The organism is Methylosinus sp. Ce-a6 (genome assembly GCF_009811655.1).
Taxonomy (GTDB): Bacteria; Pseudomonadota; Alphaproteobacteria; order Rhizobiales; family Beijerinckiaceae; genus Methylosinus.
Map to the genome: position 1 here is coordinate 36,997 of NZ_BGJX01000011.1, position 19,476 is coordinate 56,472.

The following is a 19,476-nucleotide window of genomic DNA, read 5'->3' on the forward strand; positions in this document are numbered from 1 at the left end:
GCTATATCCGGGCCATGTCGGCGCAAGCGCTCTTCAACCCTCCGACCCGTGAAGGGTTTTCGCCCGAGCAGGGCCTCCGGCATCAGCCTGATCTCTGCGGAGGAGCAATCGCCGAGCTCGAGCGGGAGACGCGGGAGCCCGCGTGTCTGCAGGATCTGAGAAAAGCGATTTTCGAATCAGAAGCGCGCGTGAGACGCGCGATCGTTCAGGCGAAGAACGAGACGCTGCGTTGGATGTTCGGAGGCCTCGTCGCGCTGATCGGCGCGACGTTCATCATCGTCAAATTCGTCCGCTGAGGCCGAAATCCCCATGACCGTCGTCGATCGGCTGAACGCCGCCAAGGACGCCATCGCCCTGCGCGCCCGCGATTGCGGCCGCGATCCCGCCGATGTCACCCTCGTCTGCGTCACCAAGACCTTTCCGGCCGAGGCTGTCGTCCCGCTGCTCGAGACCGGCCATCGCGTCTATGGCGAGAACAAGGTGCAGGAGGCGCGCGCCAAATGGACGGAGCTGCGCCAGCGCTTTTCCGGCGTCGAGCTGCATCTCATCGGCCCGCTGCAGTCCAACAAGACGCGCGAGGCCGTGGAGACCTTCGACGTCATAGAGAGCGTCGACCGCCCCAAGATCGCGGAGGCTCTGGCGGGGGAAATGCGCCGGCAGGGCAAGCGCCCGCGCCTTTTCGTGCAGGTCAACACCGGCTCCGAGCCGCAGAAGGCCGGCGTCCTGCCGCAGGAGGCCGACGCCTTCATCGCCGAATGCCGCCAGAGCCATGGGCTCGAGATCGCCGGCCTCATGTGCGTGCCGCCGGTCGGCGAGCAGGCCTCGCCGCATTTCGCGCTGCTCGCCGAGATCGCCGCCCGCAATGGGGTGACGCAGCTCTCCATGGGCATGAGCTCCGATTACGAGCTCGCCATTCAGCTCGGCGCGACGCATGTGCGCATCGGCTCGGCCATAATGGGCGAGCGCGACTATTCGAAACCCTGACCGACGACGATCTGAACGCCCTTCGATAGACGCGGCAGCAGCCGCGCCATGTCGCGCGGGCGCAACGCCACGCAGCCTGCGGTCGGGCCGAGAGCCTCCGTCGCTATATGGAAGAAGATCGCGCTGCCCGATCCCAGCACGCGCGGGCGGATGTTGTAGTCGAGCACGCCGATGACGTCATAGAGTCCGTCCTGCCGCCAGAGCCGCTCGTGGCTCAGCCGCGTGGGTCCGCGCAATGGCCGATTGTAGAGGAAGGACCGCGCATCGTCGCACCATTTGTCCTCGCGCCCGACGCACCGCGCCGGAACGCCGCGGGGCTTCGCCGCCCGCCCGCGCCGCAGATAGACATAGAGCAGCGCGAAGCGTCCCGCCGGCGTCGCGCCGTCGCCCTCGCGCTTGCGGCGCGTCACGCCCGCGCGGCCGAGCGCGCAGGGCAGGACCAGATCTCCCACGATCAGCCGGCCCTCGTGCGGCCGGCCTCCGATGCGCCGGGCGACCTTCAGCTCCGCGACGCCGCCGCGGCGGCGGGAAAAACCCTCTCTCATCGCTCTCCCCTTCGCGTCGCGGCTCGGGCCGCGCCTTGAACGGCGCGCGCCCTTCGTCGATCATATCCGCCCATGAAGGAAGCGCCGACGCCGCATAAGCGCAAAATATTGCTCCTCGCCGCTGCGGGACTGCGCGCCTCGCTGTTGGAGCAGCTCGGCCGCTATCCCGAATTCGCGATCTTCCTCGCCGCCTCTGCCGAGGAGGCGACGCGCCTGCTCGCGGCCGGCGGCTGCGATATTCTGCTCGTCGACGCCGACATCGGCGAGGCCTTCGTTCATGCCGCCCGCAAAGATTTCCACGGTCCGATCCTCGTCATCGGCGCGGCGAAAGCGCCCGCGACGCCAGAGCCGTCCGCCGAATATATCGCGCGGCCGTTTCGCTTCGCCCGCCTTCTCGCGCGGCTGCGCGCTCCCGCGCGCGCCGAGCGGGAGCGCGCGGTCGCCATCGGCGCCTATCGCTACCGTCCCGGCGCCTTCGAACTCGCCGACGCCGCCGACCGGCGTGTGCCGCTCACCGAGAAGGAAGCCGAGATTTTGACCCGGCTCGCGGCGGCGCGCGGCGCCGTCGTCACGAAAGACGTGTTGCTGCGCGAGGTTTGGGGCTATCATCCCACAGTGACGACGCGCACGCTGGAGACCCATGTCAGCCGGCTGCGGCGCAAGATCGAAACAAATGCGACCGACGGCCGCCTTCTTCTGACCGAAAAGAACGGCTATCGGTTGATCGTCTCCCCGGCGCGGTGACGGCGCGCGCGCCGGGAGAGCCGCCCCGAAGAGAAGGCATCCGAGACATGGCTCTCGACGACGACATCGCCAATCTCCAGAGCATCGCTCTGTTCGAGGATTTCGAGATCGAGGCGCTGCGCCTCTTGACCTTCAGCGCCGAGACGAAATTGCTGCGCGCCGGCGACGCGCTGTTTCGCCGCGGCGACGCCTCCGACGGCGGCTTCATTTTGACGCACGGCTCCATCGCGCTCGAGAAGCACGACGACGGACGTCCCGCCGAGAAAGTGCTGCGGCCCTTCACGCTGATCGGCGAGATCGCGCTCGTCACAGAAACCACGCGTCCGGTCACCGCGATCGCGCGCGAGCCGGCGACGATACTGAAGATCACGCGCGCGCTGTTCCTGCGCATATTGGAGGAGTTTCCGGTGACGGCGACGCGCGTGCGCGCCCGCGTCGCCACGCGCCTGACCCGATTCGCGCAGGAGCTGAAGTTCGAAAAGACCTAGTGGCTTGCGTCAATGCAAGTGAAGACGCTCGAGCCCCCTCCCCAGCCCTCCTCCGCTGCGCGGGAGAGGGAGCGGACTCGGCGTTTCATCGAAGCTTCGCGAAACGTCGACGCCCCCTCTCCCGCGCAGCGGGGGGTGGGGGAGGGGGCCTTCGGGTCTTCGGTTTGAATGACGCAGACCACGAGAGTCTTTTCGTGTTCCGGTGAAACACGGAAAGACTCCAGGCTTTTGTTTTGACGCGTTTCCGGACGCCGAACCGGCGTCCGCTTCGGCTGGAAACGCTCTCTTTCGCCTTGCGTCGGCCGCTCGCCGCCGAGCGATCGGCCACTATTTGAATAAAGTCGTCTCATTGCGTCGCAGCATGGAGGAGAAAATGCGTAATCCGTTGAAGTCCGGCCTGTTCGCCGCGATCGGCGTGACGATCGCCCTCGCTTTGTCTCCGGCGGAGGCGCTCGCCGGCGTCACCAGCGTCGCGAGCAAGTCGATCGTCTCGCCGCCGAGCGCGATCGAGCAGGCGCATTACAGCCGCTATTCGCACCGCCATTATGTGCGCTACACGCGTCATTGCCGCCCTCTGCGCCGGCATCATGCGCTGCGCTACTACCGCTATGGCTATGATCCGGCCGCGGCGGTCGTGACCACGGCGGCCGCCGGCCTCATCGCGGCGGGCGCCTATGGGTCCTATTATCGCCGCCCCTATTATGACTATGGCTATTACGGCTATCCCTATCGTTCCTACGGCTATGGATGGGGCGGCCCGGTCGTCTATGGCGGCGGCTGGGGCTATCGCCCGCATTTCGGCGGCTGGGGCGGCGGCTATCATCGCGGTGGATTCCATGGTTTCCATGGCTTCCATGGCGGGTTCCATCACTGGCGCTGATCGGCGCCGACGGCGCGGCGGCGGCGGCTCGCCTTTTCGTTCGTTTTGTCGCATTCCCGGAACGGGCCGCGCCGCTATTCTCACGGCGATTCGGCGCGGCCGGCGAGCGCGACCCGCGCGGGAACGAAAGACGAGAAGACTGTGATGGGAACTGCCGAAGAACGCCCCGCGCCTCACCTCGAGCGCTTCGCCGAGCACGAGGCGCGGGCCGCCGTCCTCGCCGAGCTTCATGCGCGGCCTTTCCTGCCGATCGCGCTGCCGCAGCGCGTCTATCATTTCGCCTTCGCGACCAATGAGGAGGAGGCGCGCGTCGACCGCGCGGCGCTGGCGGAGCTCTGCCGCGCCAATATGCTGGTTCCTCCACCCGGCGACGCCAAATTCCAGCGCCTCTCCATCGGCGACTGGCGGCTGCGCTGGGAACAGCATACGGAATTCACCACCTATACTTGGTCGACGCAGAAGGAGGCGGGCGAGCCCTTCACCCATCCCGACCCGCTCGGAACCGGCGACATCGCCTTCCGCGCGCCGGGCCGGCTCATCGTCGCCGCCCAGCTCTGCGCGATCGAGAGCGGCCATTCGCACGAGCCCTTCGCCGCTCTGTTCAACTCGCAGAGCCTTTGCGTGATTCGCGCCGCCAAAGGCGCGGCGCATGTGATGACCGATTTCGCGCCCGACCCCTTCGGCTTCACGCGCCTGCTGGTCAAGACCAATGGCGTCGGCGCGCTGGAGACGGGGCGGCTCATCCAGCGCGTGCTGGAGATCGAGACCTATCGCACCATGGCGCTGCTCGGCCTGCCCGAGGCGCGCCGGGCCGCACCGGAGCTGCGCGCCATGGAGCGTGAAATCTCCGACATCACCCAGTCGCTGAGCCAGACGCAGGACATGCGCACCAGCCGCGAATTGCTGAAGCGCCTCAGCGACCTCTTGGCGCAGAGCGAGGCGCTGTCGACGCGCACGGCCTTTCGCTTCGGCGCGAGCCGCGCCTATCACGCCATCGTCAAGAACCGCCTGAATCTGATTCAGGAGGCGAAGGAGAGCCAATATACGACGATCTCGGCCTTCTTCAGCGCGCGGCTCGATCCGGCGATCGAGACCTGCAACGCCTTCGAGACCAGGCAGGCGCGGCTCGCCCGCCAAGTGGAGCGCGCGACCGATCTGATGCGCACCGGCATCACTTTCGAGCTCGAGCAGCAAAATCGCGATCTGCTCGACGATATGAACCGCAGGGCGCGACTGCAGATGCGCCTGCAGAAGCTCGTCGGCGGCCTCTCCATCGCGGCGCTCAGCTATTATGTCGCCGGCCTCGCGCTCTATCTTTTCAAGGGCGCGAAGGACGCCGGCGTCCTGCCCTTCGGCCTCACCGGCGAGGAAGCGGCCGCGGTGGCCATACCCTTCGTCATCTTCGGCGCCTGGGCCTTCTGGCAGCGCGTGAAGCGCCTCTCCGCCAAGGCGCAGGAGGAAGAGAAGGTGAGCTGACGGCGGCGACTTGCACAAGTCCCTGTCCGCCCATCTGCTCGATTTCAAAACGTCCATCGTGGCTATCTTGGCCACCCGACTGCGCCGGCCAAGATAACTAAATGTTATCCGTCGCCTTGCGGAAACTGCAGTTCTTTGCCGGCCTCTACGAAGCAAATGAAATCCTCGATAACCTGATGGAGCAGGATGGACCGCGCTTGATGTTCTTCTTCGAACAATACGCCTTGGGGAGACGCTTTTTTCACAAAGTCACCCATGCGCTGTGTGCCATGCTGGAAGCGGTGGAGCATTGTGCGAATCGCCTCCGGCGAATTATCGGCGCCAATCCAGCGGCGCTTGAGCATGTCAGCAGCGACAAGCGTTGTCCCGGAACCAGCGAAGCAATCGAGAACAAGATCGCCGGGATTTGACGAGGCCTCGACAATTCGCATTAGAAGCTCATATGGCTTTTCAGTTGGATACCCCGTAATGGAAATGTTCTGGTTCTGCGCATCGACAAAGTCCATCCAGATATCCTGGGCCGGCACGCCGGGGTTTGTGTCTAGATAGACTTTTCGGCGCGGATTGCCGTTCTTCGACCAAAATATTTCGCCGCGCGCGTCCATTTCATCAAGTGCCTCGGGCGTATACTGCCAATGTTTCCCCGGCGGCGGCTTCATGCCGCGCCAGAGGCCGCCAGTAGCACCATGTCGAATGCCGGGCGCATGAACAGGAACCTTCATAAAGCGCCGGCCGGTGCCGGGCTCAACATACTGATATTCGCGCGCACGATGCTCGGTCCAGGGTTCGATGACACGGTTCCAAACATAGGACGCGCTTTTCGAGTAGAAGAGGATATAGTCGGAGACACTGCCAAATTGCTTGCGTGTGAAGTTTTTTGGATTGGATTTTCGTCTAGTTATGCAATTACGAAAGTTGTCTGCTCCAAATATTTCGTCCATCAGAATCTTGACGTGGAACAGCATTTTCGCGTCGAGGTGTACGTAAATTGTGCCGTTATCAGCAAGCAGGGAATGCAGAAACAGCAAACGCTCGCGCATGAATTCAAGATATTCACATTGCTCGTAAATATCCTCATACGCGTGCTTCAACTCACGTGAATGAAACACTGTCTGCGTCGCATACGGTGGGTCGATATAGGCGAGGCGTACCTTCCCACGAACAGCGGGATCCTGATTCAGGTGGGTCAATACCGAAAGATTGTCTCCAAAATAAAGACGATTGGCGCGACCACTTTTCGTCGTGATTGGCGCGATTTCAAAGATGCCTGGTGCTGTAGCAAGAATGTTAACTGCGTCCCGCCTACCAGGGTAGGAAAGCTGAACAGGTTGACCGTTCGTGACGATCTTGCGCTTCGGCCTGCGAGGAACTCCCGTCGCCATATCGATCTCCTAGGACCGAAGCCAATCGAGTGTTAGGCGGTCAGGAAGCATTCTGAGCGTCGTGACCATCACGCGCCCCAAATACAGGCCTTCGAGTGAGGCATAGTCATTCCACATCGACCCCAGCAGCAAGCCGGGACCATCATTTAGAAAAACAACTTTAATGCTGAGGTCCTGTGCATTGGCGTAGCTGATAACCTCCGAGGCGCAATCCCGATATTGACCCGTGCGGTCATCTTCTTGCGCGCCGCCGCGGTCTGAATCATAGCGCGCGAGACCGACCGCCAAAACGGTATCACCCTCGCAAATTAGAAAATCTACCGGACGATCCGGCTTCGGATAGTTCGGAAAAATCTTCCCGAGAAGTATATCCTTCCCGGCGCGCTCAGGCCCGCTTACGATGAGCGTAGGAAACTGCTCGCGCAGAATGATGAAAAGGCGTTCCGTGAGATCATAGCCTTTTTTCCCGCGGTCTTTATATTCCCAAAGCACAGCGCATAGAGCTTCGTCGGGCATTGGGCGCGTCATGAATCGCTTTTGTACCTCGGCAATATTGCGGAATTTTTGCCCAAACTGCTCACAAATCTGGGCGGCAGCACGCTTTCTCTTCAGCATTTCAACGGGCGTTTCCGGACTGACGTATTTGCGGAAGACGCGAGCGAGTTGGACGCGCATCCACTGCTCTGAGATTTCGGATATCGCCATAAATAGGTTTGTCGAAGAATGGGCCTCTGCGAGCAGCTTTCCAAACATGACAAGAACGGGCTTATATAAATCGCAAGCGAGCGGCAAAATATCTGGATAATAATCCCCAGTCGATAGCGTTATCCACGCGTGACCCTCGGCCTTATAATCCTTAAATGACTTAGCCATGCCTTAGATCAGCCCCGAATGACAGAACTTCCGATTCGGCAAATGGTAGCATAAGCGGCAACCTCCGAACTAGAGCTACATCCTGATCTGCCGTTACGACGTGAGCTGCGGGAGGATCAGCTCCCGCAGCGAGCGATAGCCGTAGACCACGAGGATCTCGAGCATTGCGCGATCCTCACGTCGGCCGCACCGCTCAGAGCGAGCGGGTGAAGCGCAGGACGCCGCCCTTGGCGCCTTTGAGGATGAGGTCGGAGCCCTGCGTGTCCCAGAAGGGGCCGGAGAGCAGCACCTGCCAGAAGTCGCGCTCGACCGCCTGCAGAGCGGGGTCGCATTTGGCGTCGGCGACGGCGGGCATGGCCTTGGGGCCGAGCCGGTTGGCGCCGACGACGAAGACGCCCGACCAGGACTTGCAGCCGGAGAAGCCCGCGCCGCGCATCGTCGAATCGATGCGGATCCAAATGTCGCCGGGCGCGGCCTTTCCGTTGATGTCCTTGAGATTGAAAATGTAATTATGCGGGAACGGCTTGTAGCTCGGGATCGGCTCCTGCGCCGTCGCCTCCTGCTGATCCTTCTCTTTTTGCGCCGGCTTTCCCTTGGCCAGCGCGGGGCCGCAGGCGGCGAGGCCGACCAGAAGCGCGGTCAGAGTTCGTCTCATCCTTCGATCCTTCTACAAACGACCCTCATGCGAATCGTTTCGGGAGAATTGCGCGCGCCTTGTGGTTTTTTTCCGAACGCGCGCGCCGGCGCTGCTCTCGACGCATGGGCGGGCGAAAAGCGAAAACGCCGTTACAACATGCTGGGCAGCACGCGGTCGGGCGGGCGGTGCCCGTCCATGAAGGTCTTGATGTTGATGATGACCTTCTCGCCCATGTCGACGCGGCCCTCATTGGTGGCCGAGCCCATATGCGGCAGCAGCGTGACCTTGCCGGCCTTGGCGAGCTTCACGAGCTTGGGCGAGACGGCCGGCTCATGCTCGAAGACGTCGAGGCCGGCGCCGGAAATCTCGTCCGCTTCCAGCATCCGAATCAGCGCGTTCTCGTCGACGATCTCGCCGCGGGCGGTGTTCACGATGATGGCGTGCGGCCGCAGCTGCTTCAGCCGGCGGGCCGAGAGCAGGTGATAGGTCGCCGGCGTGTGCGGGCAGTGGATCGACAAAATGTCGATGCGGGCCAGCATCTGATCGAGCGATTCCCAATAGGTCGCCTCGATCTGATCCTCGATCTCGGCCGGCAGGCGGCGGCGGTTGTGATAGTGGATGGAGAGGCCGAAGGCGCTGGCGCGGCGCGCGAGCGCCTGGCCGATGCGCCCCATGCCGACGATGCCGAGCCTTTTGCCGGTGATGCGATGGCCGAGCATCCAGGTGGGCGACCAGCCGCCCCAGGCGCCGTCCGGTATCGTGCGCGCGCCCTCGACGAGACGCCGCGCCACGGCGAGGATGAGGCCCATTGTGAGATCGGCCGTGTCCTCGGTGAGGACGCCCGGCGTATTGGTGACGGTGATCGAGCGGCGCAGCGCGGAGGCGACGTCTATATGGTCGACGCCATTGCCGAAATTGGCGATGAGCTTCAACTGGTCGCCGGCCTGGCCGATGAGGCCGGAATCGATGCGGTCGGTGATCGTCGGCACCAGAACATCCGCGGTGCGGACGGCCTCGACGAGCTCCTCATGGGTCGCCGGCCGATCGGTCACATTGAGGCGCGTGTCGAAAAGCTCGCACATGCGGGTTTCGATCACCTCGGGGAGCCGACGTGTCACCACGACGAGCGGCTTCTTTTTCGCCATCTTCCCCTTCGTCCTCCCGCCTCGGTCGAATAAGCTGCGCGGCCGCCGGGGCGGAACCTGTCCGCCGATCGAGCCCCGGGGCGGTTTTACGTCTCTTCAACCAGGTCTTAACGACGATGGATGAAAAGAGCGTCTCGCCGCCCGCGCCCCTTTCCCATCGAACTTCCTAGCAGATGGCGGGACAAAGACAAGACGAGGCGTCGTTCGCAGCCGCGGGAGCCGCCTTCCGGGAGAAGTGTAGAAATGGACGAGAAGCCCTTTCCGAGCCCGAGACGCGCGGCCGCAGCGATCCGTTTCGCCGTCGCCGCTCTGCTCGCCTGCGCTCCGACGGGCGCCGGCGCGCAGCAGCAGGTCGGCTCGGCGTCGGGACTGCCCCTGCCGCGTTATGTCAGCCTCAAATCGGATCGCGTCAATCTGCATGAGGGGCCGAGCAAGGAGCATCCGACGCTATGGGTGTACGAGCGGGCCGGCCTGCCGGTGGAAATCACCGCCGAATTCGAGACTTGGCGCAAAATCCGCGATTCGGAGGGGACCGAGGGCTGGGTGCTGCATTCGCTGCTCTCCGGCCGCCGCACGGCGCTCGTCGCGCCCTGGAAGAAGGAGCCGATTCTCGCTTACGCCGGCGATCGGACGACGCCGTTGGCGAAATTGTCGCCCGGCGTCGTCGCCAATCTGCGCCGCTGCGACGGCTCCTGGTGCCGCGTCTCGGGCGACGGTTTCGACGCCCATGTGAAACAGGAGGGGCTGTGGGGCGTCTATCCCGGCGAGAAGATCGAGTGACGGCCGAGAGTCTTTCCGTGTTTCATCGAAACACGGAAAGACTTTCGGCTTTTGTTTTGACGGAAGCGCTCTAGTCGCCGTGATGCACGGCCTCGATATTATGGCCTGCCGGATCGATGACGAAAGCGCCATAATAATCAGGGTGGTAGTGCGGGCGTAGCCCGGGCGGGCCATTGTCCCCGCCTCCCGCCGACAGGGCCGCCGCGTGGAAGGCGTCGACATCGGAGCGGCTCTCCGCGCGAAAAGCGATATGCAGCGGCGACGTGGGGTCGTCGCCGGCGGCGATCCAGAAATCCGGCTTCGGCGGGACGCCGAAGCCCACAATGTCCCGTCCGACGGAGGCCACGGAGAATTCCCGCAGCACGACATAGCCCAGCGGAGCGAGCGCCGCCGCATAGAAAGCGCGCGCTCGGGCGAAATCTCTGACGACGAGGCTCAGATGATCGATCATGCGGCGGCTCTATCGATCATGCGGCGGCTCTATGTGGAGGGGTTAGTCGTCATCCTTGCAGAGGCGGACGACGACGTCGACGCGGGCGATCTTCATGCCGGGCGGCGGCGGCGGCAGGTTTGCCACATCGACATGAGCGCCCGGAATGTCGACGAGCCCCACGCCGTCGAGCAGAAAATGGTGATGTTCCGAGACATTGGTGTCGAAATAGACGCGCGCGCCATCGACCGCGATCTCGCGCAGCAGGCCGACGTCGGTGAATTGATGGAGCGTGTTATAGACGGTGGCGAGCGACACCGGCAGTTCGGCGGCGAGCGCCTCCTCGAACAGCTTCTCGGCCGTCACATGGCGGTCGCCCTGGCCGAACAGCAGCCCGCCGAGCGCGACGCGCTGGCGCGTCGGCCTCATGCCGGCCGCGATCAGCCTTATGCGCAGGCGCCGAATGACGTCGCCGGGCGCGCGTTTGGCAGTCTCGATCTTGGCTTGCTCGACCGTCATTCGCTCTATGTTCCCGCCCCGCTTCGAGTCTCTCTTTGCGTACAATAGGGAAGCGCGCGCGACGAGACAACTTTTTCCTCGCCGGCGCGCAGCGAGAGGCTCGCCCCCTTTGACCCGGCCGGCGCCTATGTTACGGAATGCGGCTTCCGGCCGGCGGCGCGACCGGGCATCGTCACGTCAGAGGCGCAAGAAGGAACATCATGAGCGAACGGCGCTCGTCTTTCGGATATGAGGATCTGCTCGCCTGCGCGCGGGAGGAGCTTTTCGGCCCCGGCAATGCGCAGCTCCCGCTGCCGCCCATGCTCATGTTCGACCGAATCACCGAGATCTTCGAGGACGGCGGGGGGCACGGCAAAGGCTATGTGCGCGCCGAGCTCGACATCGACCCGAGCCTCTGGTTCTTCGACTGCCATTTCAAGGGCAATCCGGTAATGCCGGGGTGCCTCGGGCTCGATTCGCTCTGGCAGCTCACCGGCTTTTTCTTGGGCTGGCTCGATTTGCCGGGCCGCGGCATGGCGCTCGGCGTCGGCGAGGTGAAATTCAGCGGTCAGGTGCGGCCGCACAATAGGCTGGTTCGCTACGGCGTCGATTTCAAACGCGTGTTCAAGTCCAAGCTCGTCCTCGGCATCGCCGACGGCTGGGTGGAGGTGGACGGGGAACGCATCTATGAAGCGAAAGACCTGAAGGTCGGACTCGCCAAGCCCGAAGCCGCCGCTTAAAGGCCCGACGGGACGCGCGATCGAAGCGCGCGACAAGGCGGGACGCCGCCAAATTCGGACGGGAACGTAAGAGATCCCGCCGGCGCGAGGGAGTTTTTGACATGAGACGAGTGGTCGTGACCGGCATGGGCGTCGTGTCGTCCATCGGCAATAATACCCAGGAAGTGGTCGCCTCTCTGCACGAGGCGAAGTCCGGCATAGTGAAGGCGGACAAATACGCCGAGCTCGGCTTCCGCTGCCAGGTTCACGGCGCGCCGACGCTCGACCCTTCGACGATCCTCGATCGCCGCGCCATGCGCTTCCACGCCATGGGCACGGCCTGGAATCACGTCGCCATGGATCAGGCGATCCTCGATTCCGGCCTCGCGCCGGACGAAGTCTCCAATGAGCGCACCGGCATCATCATGGGCTCGGGCGGCCCTTCGACCAAGGTCGTCGTCGAATCGGCGGACATCGCCCGCGCCAAGGGGCCGAAGAAGGTCGGCCCCTTCGCCGTGCCCAAGGCCATGTCCTCCACCGCCTCGGCGACGCTCGCCACCTGGTTCAAGATCAAGGGCGTCAACTATTCCATCTCCTCGGCCTGCGCGACCTCCAATCATTGCATCGGCGCCGCCTTCGAGCAGATTCAATGGGGCAAGCAGGATGTGATGTTCGCCGGCGGCTGCGAGGAGCTCGAATGGGAGCTCTCCGTGCTGTTCGACGCGATGGGCGCCATGTCCTCTTCCTTCAACGATCGTCCGGCCACGGCCTCGCGCGCCTATGACAAGAACCGCGACGGCTTCGTCATCGCCGGCGGCGCGGGCGTGCTGGTGCTCGAGGAATATGAGCGGGCCAAGGCGCGCGGCGCGAAGATCTACGCCGAGATCGCCGGCTATGGCGCGACCTCCGACGGCCATGACATGGTGCAGCCCTCCGGCGAGGGCGCGATGCGTTGCATGCGTCTGGCGCTGGCCGGGGTGAAGGCGCCGATCGACTATATCAATCCGCACGCGACATCGACTCCGGTCGGCGATCTCAAGGAGATCGAGGCGATCCGCGAGGTGTTCGGCCGCGGCGACAAATGCCCGCCGATTTCGGCGACGAAATCCTTGACCGGCCACTCGCTCGGCGCGACCGGCGTGCAGGAGGCGATCTATTCGCTGCTGATGATGCAGAACGGCTTCATCTGCGAGAGCGCCAATATCGAGGAGCTCGATCCGGAATTCGCCGACATGCCGATTTTGCGCGAGCGGCGCGACAATGTCGCGCTGCGCGCGGTGCTCTCCAATTCCTTCGGTTTTGGCGGCACCAATGCGTCGCTGGTGTTCAAGCACCCGGACGCCTGATACGAATTCATGATCGCTTCGCGCGGCGCCGATCGCCCCTTCTCCCCGCGCGCGGGGAGTAAGGTGAGGATGAGGGGCGCGGGGCGTTTGTCATCGCGGTTCGGCCCCGGGCCGTCACACTAGCGGCCTGCGTCAATGAAAGTGAAGATGTTCGAGCCCCCTCCCCAACCCTCCCCGGCTGCGCGGGAGAGGGAGCAGATTCGGCGCTTCATCGAAGCTTCGCGAAATGTCGTCGCCCCCCTCTCCCGCGCAGCGGGGGAGGGTGAGGGAGGGGGCCTTCGGGGCTTCGGTTCGAATGACGCAGACTGCTAGAGCGTTTCCAGCCGAAGTGGACGCCGGTTCGGCGTTGGAAACGCGTCGAAACAAAAGCCTAGAATCTTTTCATGTTTCAATGAAACATGAAAGACTCTAGCCCGCTCCCCGCAAGCGAGGAGAGGGAAAAGGCGGCGAGCCGAGCCGCAAACAGCATGACGAGACAGGAACATCGCCAAATGACGGTTTCAACGGGCCTCATGCAAGGCAAGCGCGGCCTTGTCATGGGAGTCGCGAATGATCATTCCATCGCCTATGGCATAGCGAGAGCGCTGGCGCGGCACGGCGCCTCGCTCGCCTTCACCTATCAGGGCGAGGCGCTGGGCAAGCGCGTCCGCCCGATCGCCGAGGAGCTCGGCTCCGATCTGGTGATCCCCTGCGACGTGGAGGATATCGCTTCCGTCGACGCCGTCTTCGCGCGTCTTGCCGAGCAATGGGGCGAGCTCGATTTTCTCGTCCATTCCATCGGCTATTCGGACAAGAGCGAATTGAAGGGCCTCTACGCCGACACGACGCGCGAGAATTTCATCCGCACGCTCGTCATCTCCTGCTTCTCCTTCACCGAGGCGGCGAAACGCGCCGCGGCGCTGATGAAGAACGGCGGCTCCATGCTCACCGTCTCTTTCGGCGGCGGCACGCATGTGATGCCGAATTACAATGTGATGGGCGTCGCCAAGGCGGCGCTCGATTCCTCCGTGCGCTATCTCGCCGCGGATTATGGCGCGCGCGGCATTCGCGTGAACGCCATCTCGCCCGGTCCCGTGCGCACGATGGCGGGCGCCGGCATCACCGGCGCGCGGGCGATGGGCGCGTTTCAGAAGGCCCATGCGCCGCTGCGCCGCATGATCACGCTGGACGAGATCGGCGGCTCGGCGCTCTATTTCCTGTCGGAGCTCTCGGGCGGCGTGACCGGCGAAATCCATCTCGTCGACGCCGGCTACAACATCATGCTGCAGCCGCGCCCCGAAGATTTGAACGGCGGCGCCGCAGGGGCGGATTAGGCTCGCGCGCCTCGACCGCCTTGGCGCTCGCGGCGATGACCGAGAGCCGCGCGAGCTCGACCAGCGTGTCGATATTGGCCTTGGCCATGATATTGGCGCGATGCAGCTCGACGGTTCTCAAATCGAGACCGAGCCCTTGCGCGATGTCCCGGCTCGGGCGGCCTTTGGCGATGCCCGCCAGCACGCGCCTCTCCTCCGCGCTCAGCGAGCCGAAGCGGGCGAGAATGGCGCGCGTCTCCGCGTCGTTGTCGCGCTCGCCGCGCCTTGCGGCGAGCGCGCGCCGCACGGAGGCGAGCAGCGCCTCGTCGTCGAAAGGTTTTTCCAACAGATCGCTGGCGCCGGCCGCGAGCGCCTCGACGGTGAGCGAGGCGCCGGCCGATGCGGTGATGATGACCACGGGCGGCGTCGCTCCGAGGGCGCGCAGGCGCCGCGTGAGCTCGACGCCGGTCATATCCGGCAGTCGCATATCCGCGACGACGCACCCCGAAGTCAGCGGTCCCGCGTCGGCGAGGCATTCGTCCGCCGCGCAATAGGCGCGCGGGCGAAAGCCGCGCGAGCGGAACATCAATGTCAAGGCGTCGCGGATGGCCGGATCGTCGTCGACGAGATGCACGAGCGGCGGGAGTCTCATAGGCTAGAGCCTTTCCGCGAGAGGAAGTGTGAAGCTGAAAATCGCGCCGCCTTGCGGATTGGGCTCGGCCCAGATGCGTCCGCCATGCGCCTCGACGATCGAGCGAGAGATCGAAAGGCCTATGCCCATTCCGGTCGCCTTCGTGCTGCGGAAGGGCTCGAACAGCGCGGCGGCCGCGCCGTCCTTCAGCCCATGGCCGGTGTCGGCGACGTCGAGCCGCGCAAAGCCGTCCGCGGCGGAGGTGGAGAGCGAGAGCTCGCGCCGGGGCGCGCCGTCCATCGCCTCGACGGCGTTGCGCATCAGATTGACGATGACCTGCTGGATCTGCACGCGGTCGGCGAGGACATGGTCATTTTCCGTTTGGGCGGCGACGCGCACGCGCGCGCCGATCTGGCGCGCCCCCGCCACGCCGAGCGATTTCGCCTCCTCGACGAGCTCGGCGAGGCTCTGCACGGTCTTCACCGATTCGCCGCGGGTGACGAATTCGCGCAAGCGGCGGACGATATCGCCGGCCCGCATCGCCTGCGCGCCGGCCTTGTCGAGAATCTCCTCGATCTCCTCGCTCTGCTTCTGCTTGCGCTGCAGCAGCCAGCGGGCGGTGCGGACATAGGTGGCGATGGCCGAGAAGGGCTGGTTGATCTCATGGGCGAGCGCCGCGGCGAGCTCCCCCATGGCGGCGAGCCGGCCGGCATAGGCGAGCTCCGAGCGCAATTCGCAGAGCAGCGCCTCCGCGGCGCGCTCCTCGGTGAGATCGCGAATGACGGCGACGCGGAAATGCGCCGCGCCGCGCGCCTCCTTCACCGTGAGCGCCGCCGGAAACGTCGAGCCGTCGAGCCGCCGCGCGAGGGCCTCCGTCTTGCGCTCGCTGGCGGAAAGCGCGTTCTCCGGCAGAAGCCGCGCGGCTTCCGCGCCCAGCAGCGCCTCGCTCGAACAGCCGAACAGCGCCCCCGCCGCGGCGTTGGCGGCGACCACCGCGCCCTTATTGTCGATCGACAGGACCGCGTCTGAAAGACATTCGAGGATGGCTTCGAGCCGCGCCTCGATCAGACGCGAGGACTCGTCGCCCGCGACCGCCTTCCGCCGCAATAGCGGCGTCGACGCGGAAGTCTCTTCGAGCCCGGCGCGCGAATCGCTCGACGATTGTTCCATCGGCGAGTTCCCTCGAAACTTATGCGCTCTCAAAAAATGCCGGCGCGCCGCCCAACCATCGCCACGGTCGCCGCCTCGGAGTATTCTCGGTTACGAGCGGGTTTCAATTCGCAATGACGCGCAATACACAGAAATAGTTTGTGAATTGCTCCGCTCGTGCTTACTTTCCGCCCGCGGGAGAAAAATGGCGTCTCGCAAGGTTTTTTCCATTGCCCCCGGCGCCTCATTTCTAGGCGCATTCACCAATGCTCTGCTCGATGGGGCGATCATCCCGGGCCTTTCCCGCGAGAGCGGGCCGCTCGCGCTGGCGGCGACGACGATCTATGTCCCGACCCAGCGCGCCGCGCGGGCGTTGGCGACGCAATTTTCCACGGCGATCGAGGCGCCGGCGGCGCTGCTGCCGCGCATTTTGCCGCTCGGCGATCTCGACGAGCAGGAGGCTTCGGCGCTGTTTCACGCCGATCTCGACGCAGGCGAGGCGGCGCTCGCTCCGGCGATAGAGGAGCTCGACCGCCGGCTGATCCTGGCGGAGATGGTGCTGCAATGGGCGCGCGCGCTGCGCCAGGCGATCGTCTCCATCGACCCTTCCGGCGCGATCGAGCACGACCCGCGTGAGATGCTGCTGGTCGCGCCTTCCGCCGCGAGCGCCTATGCGCTTTCGGGCGAGCTCGCGCGGCTCATCGACGAATTCGCCATAGAGAAGCTCGACGCTCGCGCGCTCGCCGGGCTCGCGGACGAGGCCTATGACCGGTTTTTCGCGATCACCGCGAATTTTTTGAAGATCGCGCTCGAGGACTGGCCCAAAATTCTCGCCGACCGGGGCCTCATCGATCGCGCCGCGCGGCAGACGGCGCTGATCGAGGCGCAGATCGCCCATCTCGAGCGGGGCGGGGCGCGCGGGCCGGTGATCGCGCTCGGCTCGACCGGCGCGCATCCGGCGACCGCCCGCCTGCTGGCGGCGATCGCCCGAATGGAACGCGGCGCGGTGATTTTGCCCGGCCTCGACGACGCGCTCGACGCAGAAGCCTGGCGCAAGGTGGGCCATGACGGCGACGGCGAGCGCGACGAGCCGAGCTTCACCCATCCTCAGAGCTTGCTGAAGCGTCTCCTCTCGATGATCGGCGTCTCGCGCGAGGAGGTTCGGTCGATCGGCTCGGCCCCGCCCGCGTTGCTGGCGCGGACGCGGCTGCTGGCCGAGGCGCTGCGCCCGGCCGATTGCACCGACTCCTGGCGCGACTTTTGCGCCGCCGAGGTGGAGGGTTTTGCGGCCGCGCTCGCCGGCGTCTCCTTCGTCGAGGCCGCAGATGAGCGCGAGGAGGCGCTCGCCCTCGCCCTCGCCATGCGCGAGGCTTTGGAGACGCCGGGCCGCACGGCGGCGCTCATCACGCCCGATCGCGACATCGCCCGGCGCGTCTCGGCCGAGCTCGCGCGGTGGGGAATAGAGGTCGACGATTCCGCCGGCCGTCCGCTCGCCGCGACGCCGATCGGCGCGCTGGCCCGGCTCGTCGCCGCGACGGCGGAAGACGGCGCCGCGGCCGTGGACGCCGCCGCGCTCCTCGCCCATCCGCTCGCGCGCTTCGGCCTCGAGCGCGCCGAGATCGACCGGCTCGCCCCGCTCGTCGAGATCGCCGTGCTGCGCAATGTCGAGAGCGGCGGCTCCTTCGCCGCAATGGCGGCGCCGGCGCGCCGGCTCGCCGAGGAGCCGCACGCCCATCCGGCGCTGAAACGCATTTGCGAAGAAGACTGGCGCGCGATCGAATATCTGCTCGCGCGTCTCGACGAGGCCCTCGCTCCGCTCGCCGTTCTCACGCCCGAGGCGCGCCTTTGCGAAAGAGCGCGCGCCCATGCGCAGTCTCTCGAGACAATCGCCGGCGAAGCGCCGGCGGGAGACGGCGTCGAGCAATTGTTCCAACTCTTCGACGCGCTGGAGAGCGCCGACAGCGCGCTCCTCTTCGACGCCGGCGGCTACGCCTCCTTCTTCGATCGCCTCGCTTTCGAGACGACGGCGCCGAGCCCGCGACGCGCCCATCCGCGCCTCAAAATCCTCGGCCTGCTGGAGGCGCGCCTGCTCGACGCCGACCTCGCGCTGCTCGCCGGGCTCGACGAGACGATCTGGCCGCCGCAGGCCGAATCCGGCGCCTTTCTCAACCGCGCCATGCGCCGGCAATTGGGCCTTTCGCCGCCCGAGCGACGCATCGGCCAGACGGCGCATGATTTCGCCATGGCCTTCGGCGCGCGCGAAGTGGTGGTGAGCCGCGCGAGGAAGCGCGCCGGGGCTCCGACGGTGGTCTCGCGCCTCATCGCGCGGCTGGCGGCGCTCGCAGGCGAGGCCTTCGTCGCCTGCAAGGCGCGCGGCGACGCAAAATGCGCGCTCGCCGCCGCGCTCGACGAGCCGCGCGAAATCCGCGCGATCTCGCGGCCTTTGCCACGTCCTCCGGTCGCGATGCGGCCGACGCGGCTCAGCGTCACGCGCGTCGAAAAGCTGCGGCGCGATCCTTACGCCGTCTTCGCCGAGCACATATTGCGGTTGCCGCCGCTGCCGCCGCTCGGCGCGCCCAAAGGCGCGCGCGAGATCGGCGTCGCCGTTCACGCGGCGCTGGCGAAATTCCACGAGGCGCATCCGAAAGGCCCGCTGCCCGAGGATGCGCGCGCGGCGCTGATCGAATTGGCGCGCGAGGAGCTCGGCGCGTTTCTCGACGATCCCTCCTTCCTCGCCTTCGACTGGCCGCGCATAGAGGCGGGGCTCGACCATGCGTTGGCCTTCGAGCGCGAGCGCCGCGCGGAGCCGCGCGAGATTTTCGTCGAAAAAGGCGCCGCATGGCGGCTGACGCTCGCGGACGGCGGCGTCTTCACCGTCTCCTGCGTCGCCGACCGCATAGAGGTCGACGCCGCCGGCGAAGCTTTCGTCTTCGACTATAAGACCGGCAATCCGCCGACCGCCAGCCAGGTCGGCGCGGGATTCTCGCCGCAGCTCACGCTCGAGGCGGCGATGATCGAGGCCGGCGCTTTCGAGGCGATCGGCGCGCGGCGGGTGTCCGGCGCGGCCTATGTGCGCCTCGGCGGCAAGAGCGGCGGCGAGACGCAATGGCTGAAATTCAAGGACAAGAGCTTCGCCGATGTCGTCGCCGAGCATCGCGCCAATCTCGTCGAGCTGCTGAACCAGTTTCGCGATTTGCAAACGCCCTATCCCTCGCGGCCTTTCGTCGAGTTCGCCTCGCGCTATGGCGACTACGACCATCTCGCGCGCGTGAAGGAATGGTCGCGCGACGGCGGCGGCGGGGAGGAGTGAGCGCGCGGTGAAAAGACGGACACGAAGCGTTCACCACGACGGTTGACGCTTCGGCAAGGAATCGGCCGCCGATTTTCGACGCTCCCGATTCGGACCGGGTTTGTCCTCGTCTCGTGCCGCCGTTCCCGGATCTGGATCGCCATCCGAAGCGCGGATTTACCTTCTGC

19 protein-coding genes are annotated in these 19,476 nt (G+C 65.4%); 10 read left to right on the plus strand and 9 right to left on the minus strand.

Translation table 11 applies throughout. The features are described from left to right. Window positions 1-309: 309 nt before the first annotated feature. Window positions 310-984, plus strand: coding sequence for a YggS family pyridoxal phosphate-dependent enzyme (locus tag Mspo_RS09360; protein WP_159729066.1), 675 nt, complete (start codon window positions 310-312; stop codon window positions 982-984). On the opposite strand, the gene Mspo_RS09365 is transcribed toward Mspo_RS09360, so the two are convergent. Beyond that, complete coding sequence (locus Mspo_RS09365) at window positions 969-1,529, minus strand: L,D-transpeptidase (protein ID WP_159729068.1); 561 nt, start codon at window positions 1,527-1,529, stop codon at window positions 969-971. The two genes, Mspo_RS09360 and Mspo_RS09365, sit on opposite strands and share 16 nt — an antisense overlap. A 72-nt stretch (window positions 1,530-1,601) precedes the next feature. Here Mspo_RS09365 and Mspo_RS09370 point away from each other — a divergent pair, with 72 nt between their 5' ends. The 4 genes from Mspo_RS09370 to Mspo_RS09385 all read left to right on the plus strand — a co-directional run bounded on the left by Mspo_RS09370 (window position 1,602) and on the right by Mspo_RS09385 (window position 5,117). Further along, window positions 1,602-2,273 (plus strand): winged helix-turn-helix domain-containing protein, encoded by a 672-nt coding sequence (locus Mspo_RS09370; protein WP_159729070.1) that lies wholly within the window; start codon window positions 1,602-1,604, stop codon window positions 2,271-2,273. A gap of 47 nt (window positions 2,274-2,320) precedes the next feature. Then, the gene (locus tag Mspo_RS09375; protein ID WP_159729072.1) at window positions 2,321-2,761 is read left to right on the plus strand and encodes a cyclic nucleotide-binding domain-containing protein; all 441 of its coding nucleotides are present in this window, start codon (window positions 2,321-2,323) and stop codon (window positions 2,759-2,761) included. A 373-nt stretch (window positions 2,762-3,134) separates the two neighbouring features. Then, window positions 3,135-3,641, plus strand: coding sequence for a hypothetical protein (locus tag Mspo_RS19595; protein WP_201281666.1), 507 nt, complete (start codon window positions 3,135-3,137; stop codon window positions 3,639-3,641). A 144-nt stretch (window positions 3,642-3,785) separates the two neighbouring features. Continuing rightward, window positions 3,786-5,117, plus strand: a complete 1,332-nt coding sequence (locus Mspo_RS09385) for a DUF3422 family protein (protein WP_159729074.1) — start codon at window positions 3,786-3,788, stop codon at window positions 5,115-5,117. Window positions 5,118-5,221: 104 nt separating this feature from the next. Here the strand turns inward: Mspo_RS09385 and Mspo_RS09390 are convergent, their stop codons facing one another. From Mspo_RS09390 to Mspo_RS09405, 4 genes are all read right to left on the minus strand, one after another. Then, window positions 5,222-6,499, minus strand: coding sequence for a site-specific DNA-methyltransferase (locus Mspo_RS09390; RefSeq protein WP_159729076.1), 1,278 nt, complete (start codon window positions 6,497-6,499; stop codon window positions 5,222-5,224). Window positions 6,500-6,508: 9 nt separating this feature from the next. Next, window positions 6,509-7,372 (minus strand): bstEII, encoded by an 864-nt coding sequence (locus tag Mspo_RS09395; RefSeq protein ID WP_159729078.1) that lies wholly within the window; start codon window positions 7,370-7,372, stop codon window positions 6,509-6,511. 193 nt (window positions 7,373-7,565) lie between these two features. Continuing rightward, complete coding sequence (locus tag Mspo_RS09400; RefSeq protein WP_159729080.1) at window positions 7,566-8,027, minus strand: META domain-containing protein; 462 nt, start codon at window positions 8,025-8,027, stop codon at window positions 7,566-7,568. Window positions 8,028-8,158: 131 nt separating this feature from the next. Continuing rightward, window positions 8,159-9,154: a D-glycerate dehydrogenase gene (locus tag Mspo_RS09405; protein ID WP_159729082.1), complete on the minus strand. Its 996-nt coding sequence runs from the start codon at window positions 9,152-9,154 to the stop codon at window positions 8,159-8,161. 243 nt (window positions 9,155-9,397) lie between these two features. Between Mspo_RS09405 and Mspo_RS09410 the strand changes: the two genes are divergently transcribed. Next, complete coding sequence (locus Mspo_RS09410; RefSeq protein ID WP_159729084.1) at window positions 9,398-9,934, plus strand: SH3 domain-containing protein; 537 nt, start codon at window positions 9,398-9,400, stop codon at window positions 9,932-9,934. A 70-nt stretch (window positions 9,935-10,004) separates the two neighbouring features. Here Mspo_RS09410 and Mspo_RS09415 read toward each other — a convergent pair whose 3' ends face one another. Both Mspo_RS09415 and irrA read right to left on the minus strand, forming a co-directional pair. Further along, window positions 10,005-10,385, minus strand: coding sequence for a VOC family protein (locus Mspo_RS09415; RefSeq protein WP_159729086.1), 381 nt, complete (start codon window positions 10,383-10,385; stop codon window positions 10,005-10,007). 42 nt (window positions 10,386-10,427) lie between these two features. Then, window positions 10,428-10,883, minus strand: a complete 456-nt coding sequence (gene irrA, locus Mspo_RS09420; RefSeq protein WP_159729088.1) for an iron response transcriptional regulator IrrA — start codon at window positions 10,881-10,883, stop codon at window positions 10,428-10,430. Window positions 10,884-11,083: 200 nt separating this feature from the next. On the opposite strand from irrA, the gene fabA reads away from it, so the two are divergent. The 3 genes from fabA to fabI all read left to right on the plus strand — a co-directional run bounded on the left by fabA (window position 11,084) and on the right by fabI (window position 14,240). Continuing rightward, window positions 11,084-11,602 (plus strand): 3-hydroxyacyl-[acyl-carrier-protein] dehydratase FabA, encoded by a 519-nt coding sequence (gene fabA / locus Mspo_RS09425; RefSeq protein WP_159729090.1) that lies wholly within the window; start codon window positions 11,084-11,086, stop codon window positions 11,600-11,602. Between the two features lie 101 nt (window positions 11,603-11,703). Continuing rightward, entirely contained in the window at window positions 11,704-12,927 is a 1,224-nt protein-coding gene (fabB, locus tag Mspo_RS09430; RefSeq protein WP_159729092.1) for a beta-ketoacyl-ACP synthase I, read from the plus strand. Window positions 12,928-13,418: 491 nt separating this feature from the next. Then, a complete protein-coding gene (fabI, locus tag Mspo_RS09435; RefSeq protein ID WP_159729094.1) occupies window positions 13,419-14,240 on the plus strand; it encodes an enoyl-ACP reductase FabI in 822 nt (273 codons plus the stop codon). Here fabI and Mspo_RS09440 read toward each other — a convergent pair. Further along, window positions 14,185-14,871, minus strand: a complete 687-nt coding sequence (locus tag Mspo_RS09440) for a response regulator transcription factor (RefSeq protein ID WP_159729096.1) — start codon at window positions 14,869-14,871, stop codon at window positions 14,185-14,187. The genes fabI and Mspo_RS09440 overlap by 56 nt on opposite strands. Before the next feature lie 3 nt (window positions 14,872-14,874). Next, entirely contained in the window at window positions 14,875-16,020 is a 1,146-nt protein-coding gene (locus Mspo_RS09445) for a sensor histidine kinase (protein ID WP_159729098.1), read from the minus strand. 184 nt (window positions 16,021-16,204) lie between these two features. Here Mspo_RS09445 and addB point away from each other — a divergent pair, with 184 nt between their 5' ends. Next, complete coding sequence (gene addB / locus Mspo_RS09450; RefSeq protein ID WP_159729100.1) at window positions 16,205-19,309, plus strand: double-strand break repair protein AddB; 3,105 nt, start codon at window positions 16,205-16,207, stop codon at window positions 19,307-19,309. Window positions 19,310-19,476 lie beyond the last annotated feature (167 nt).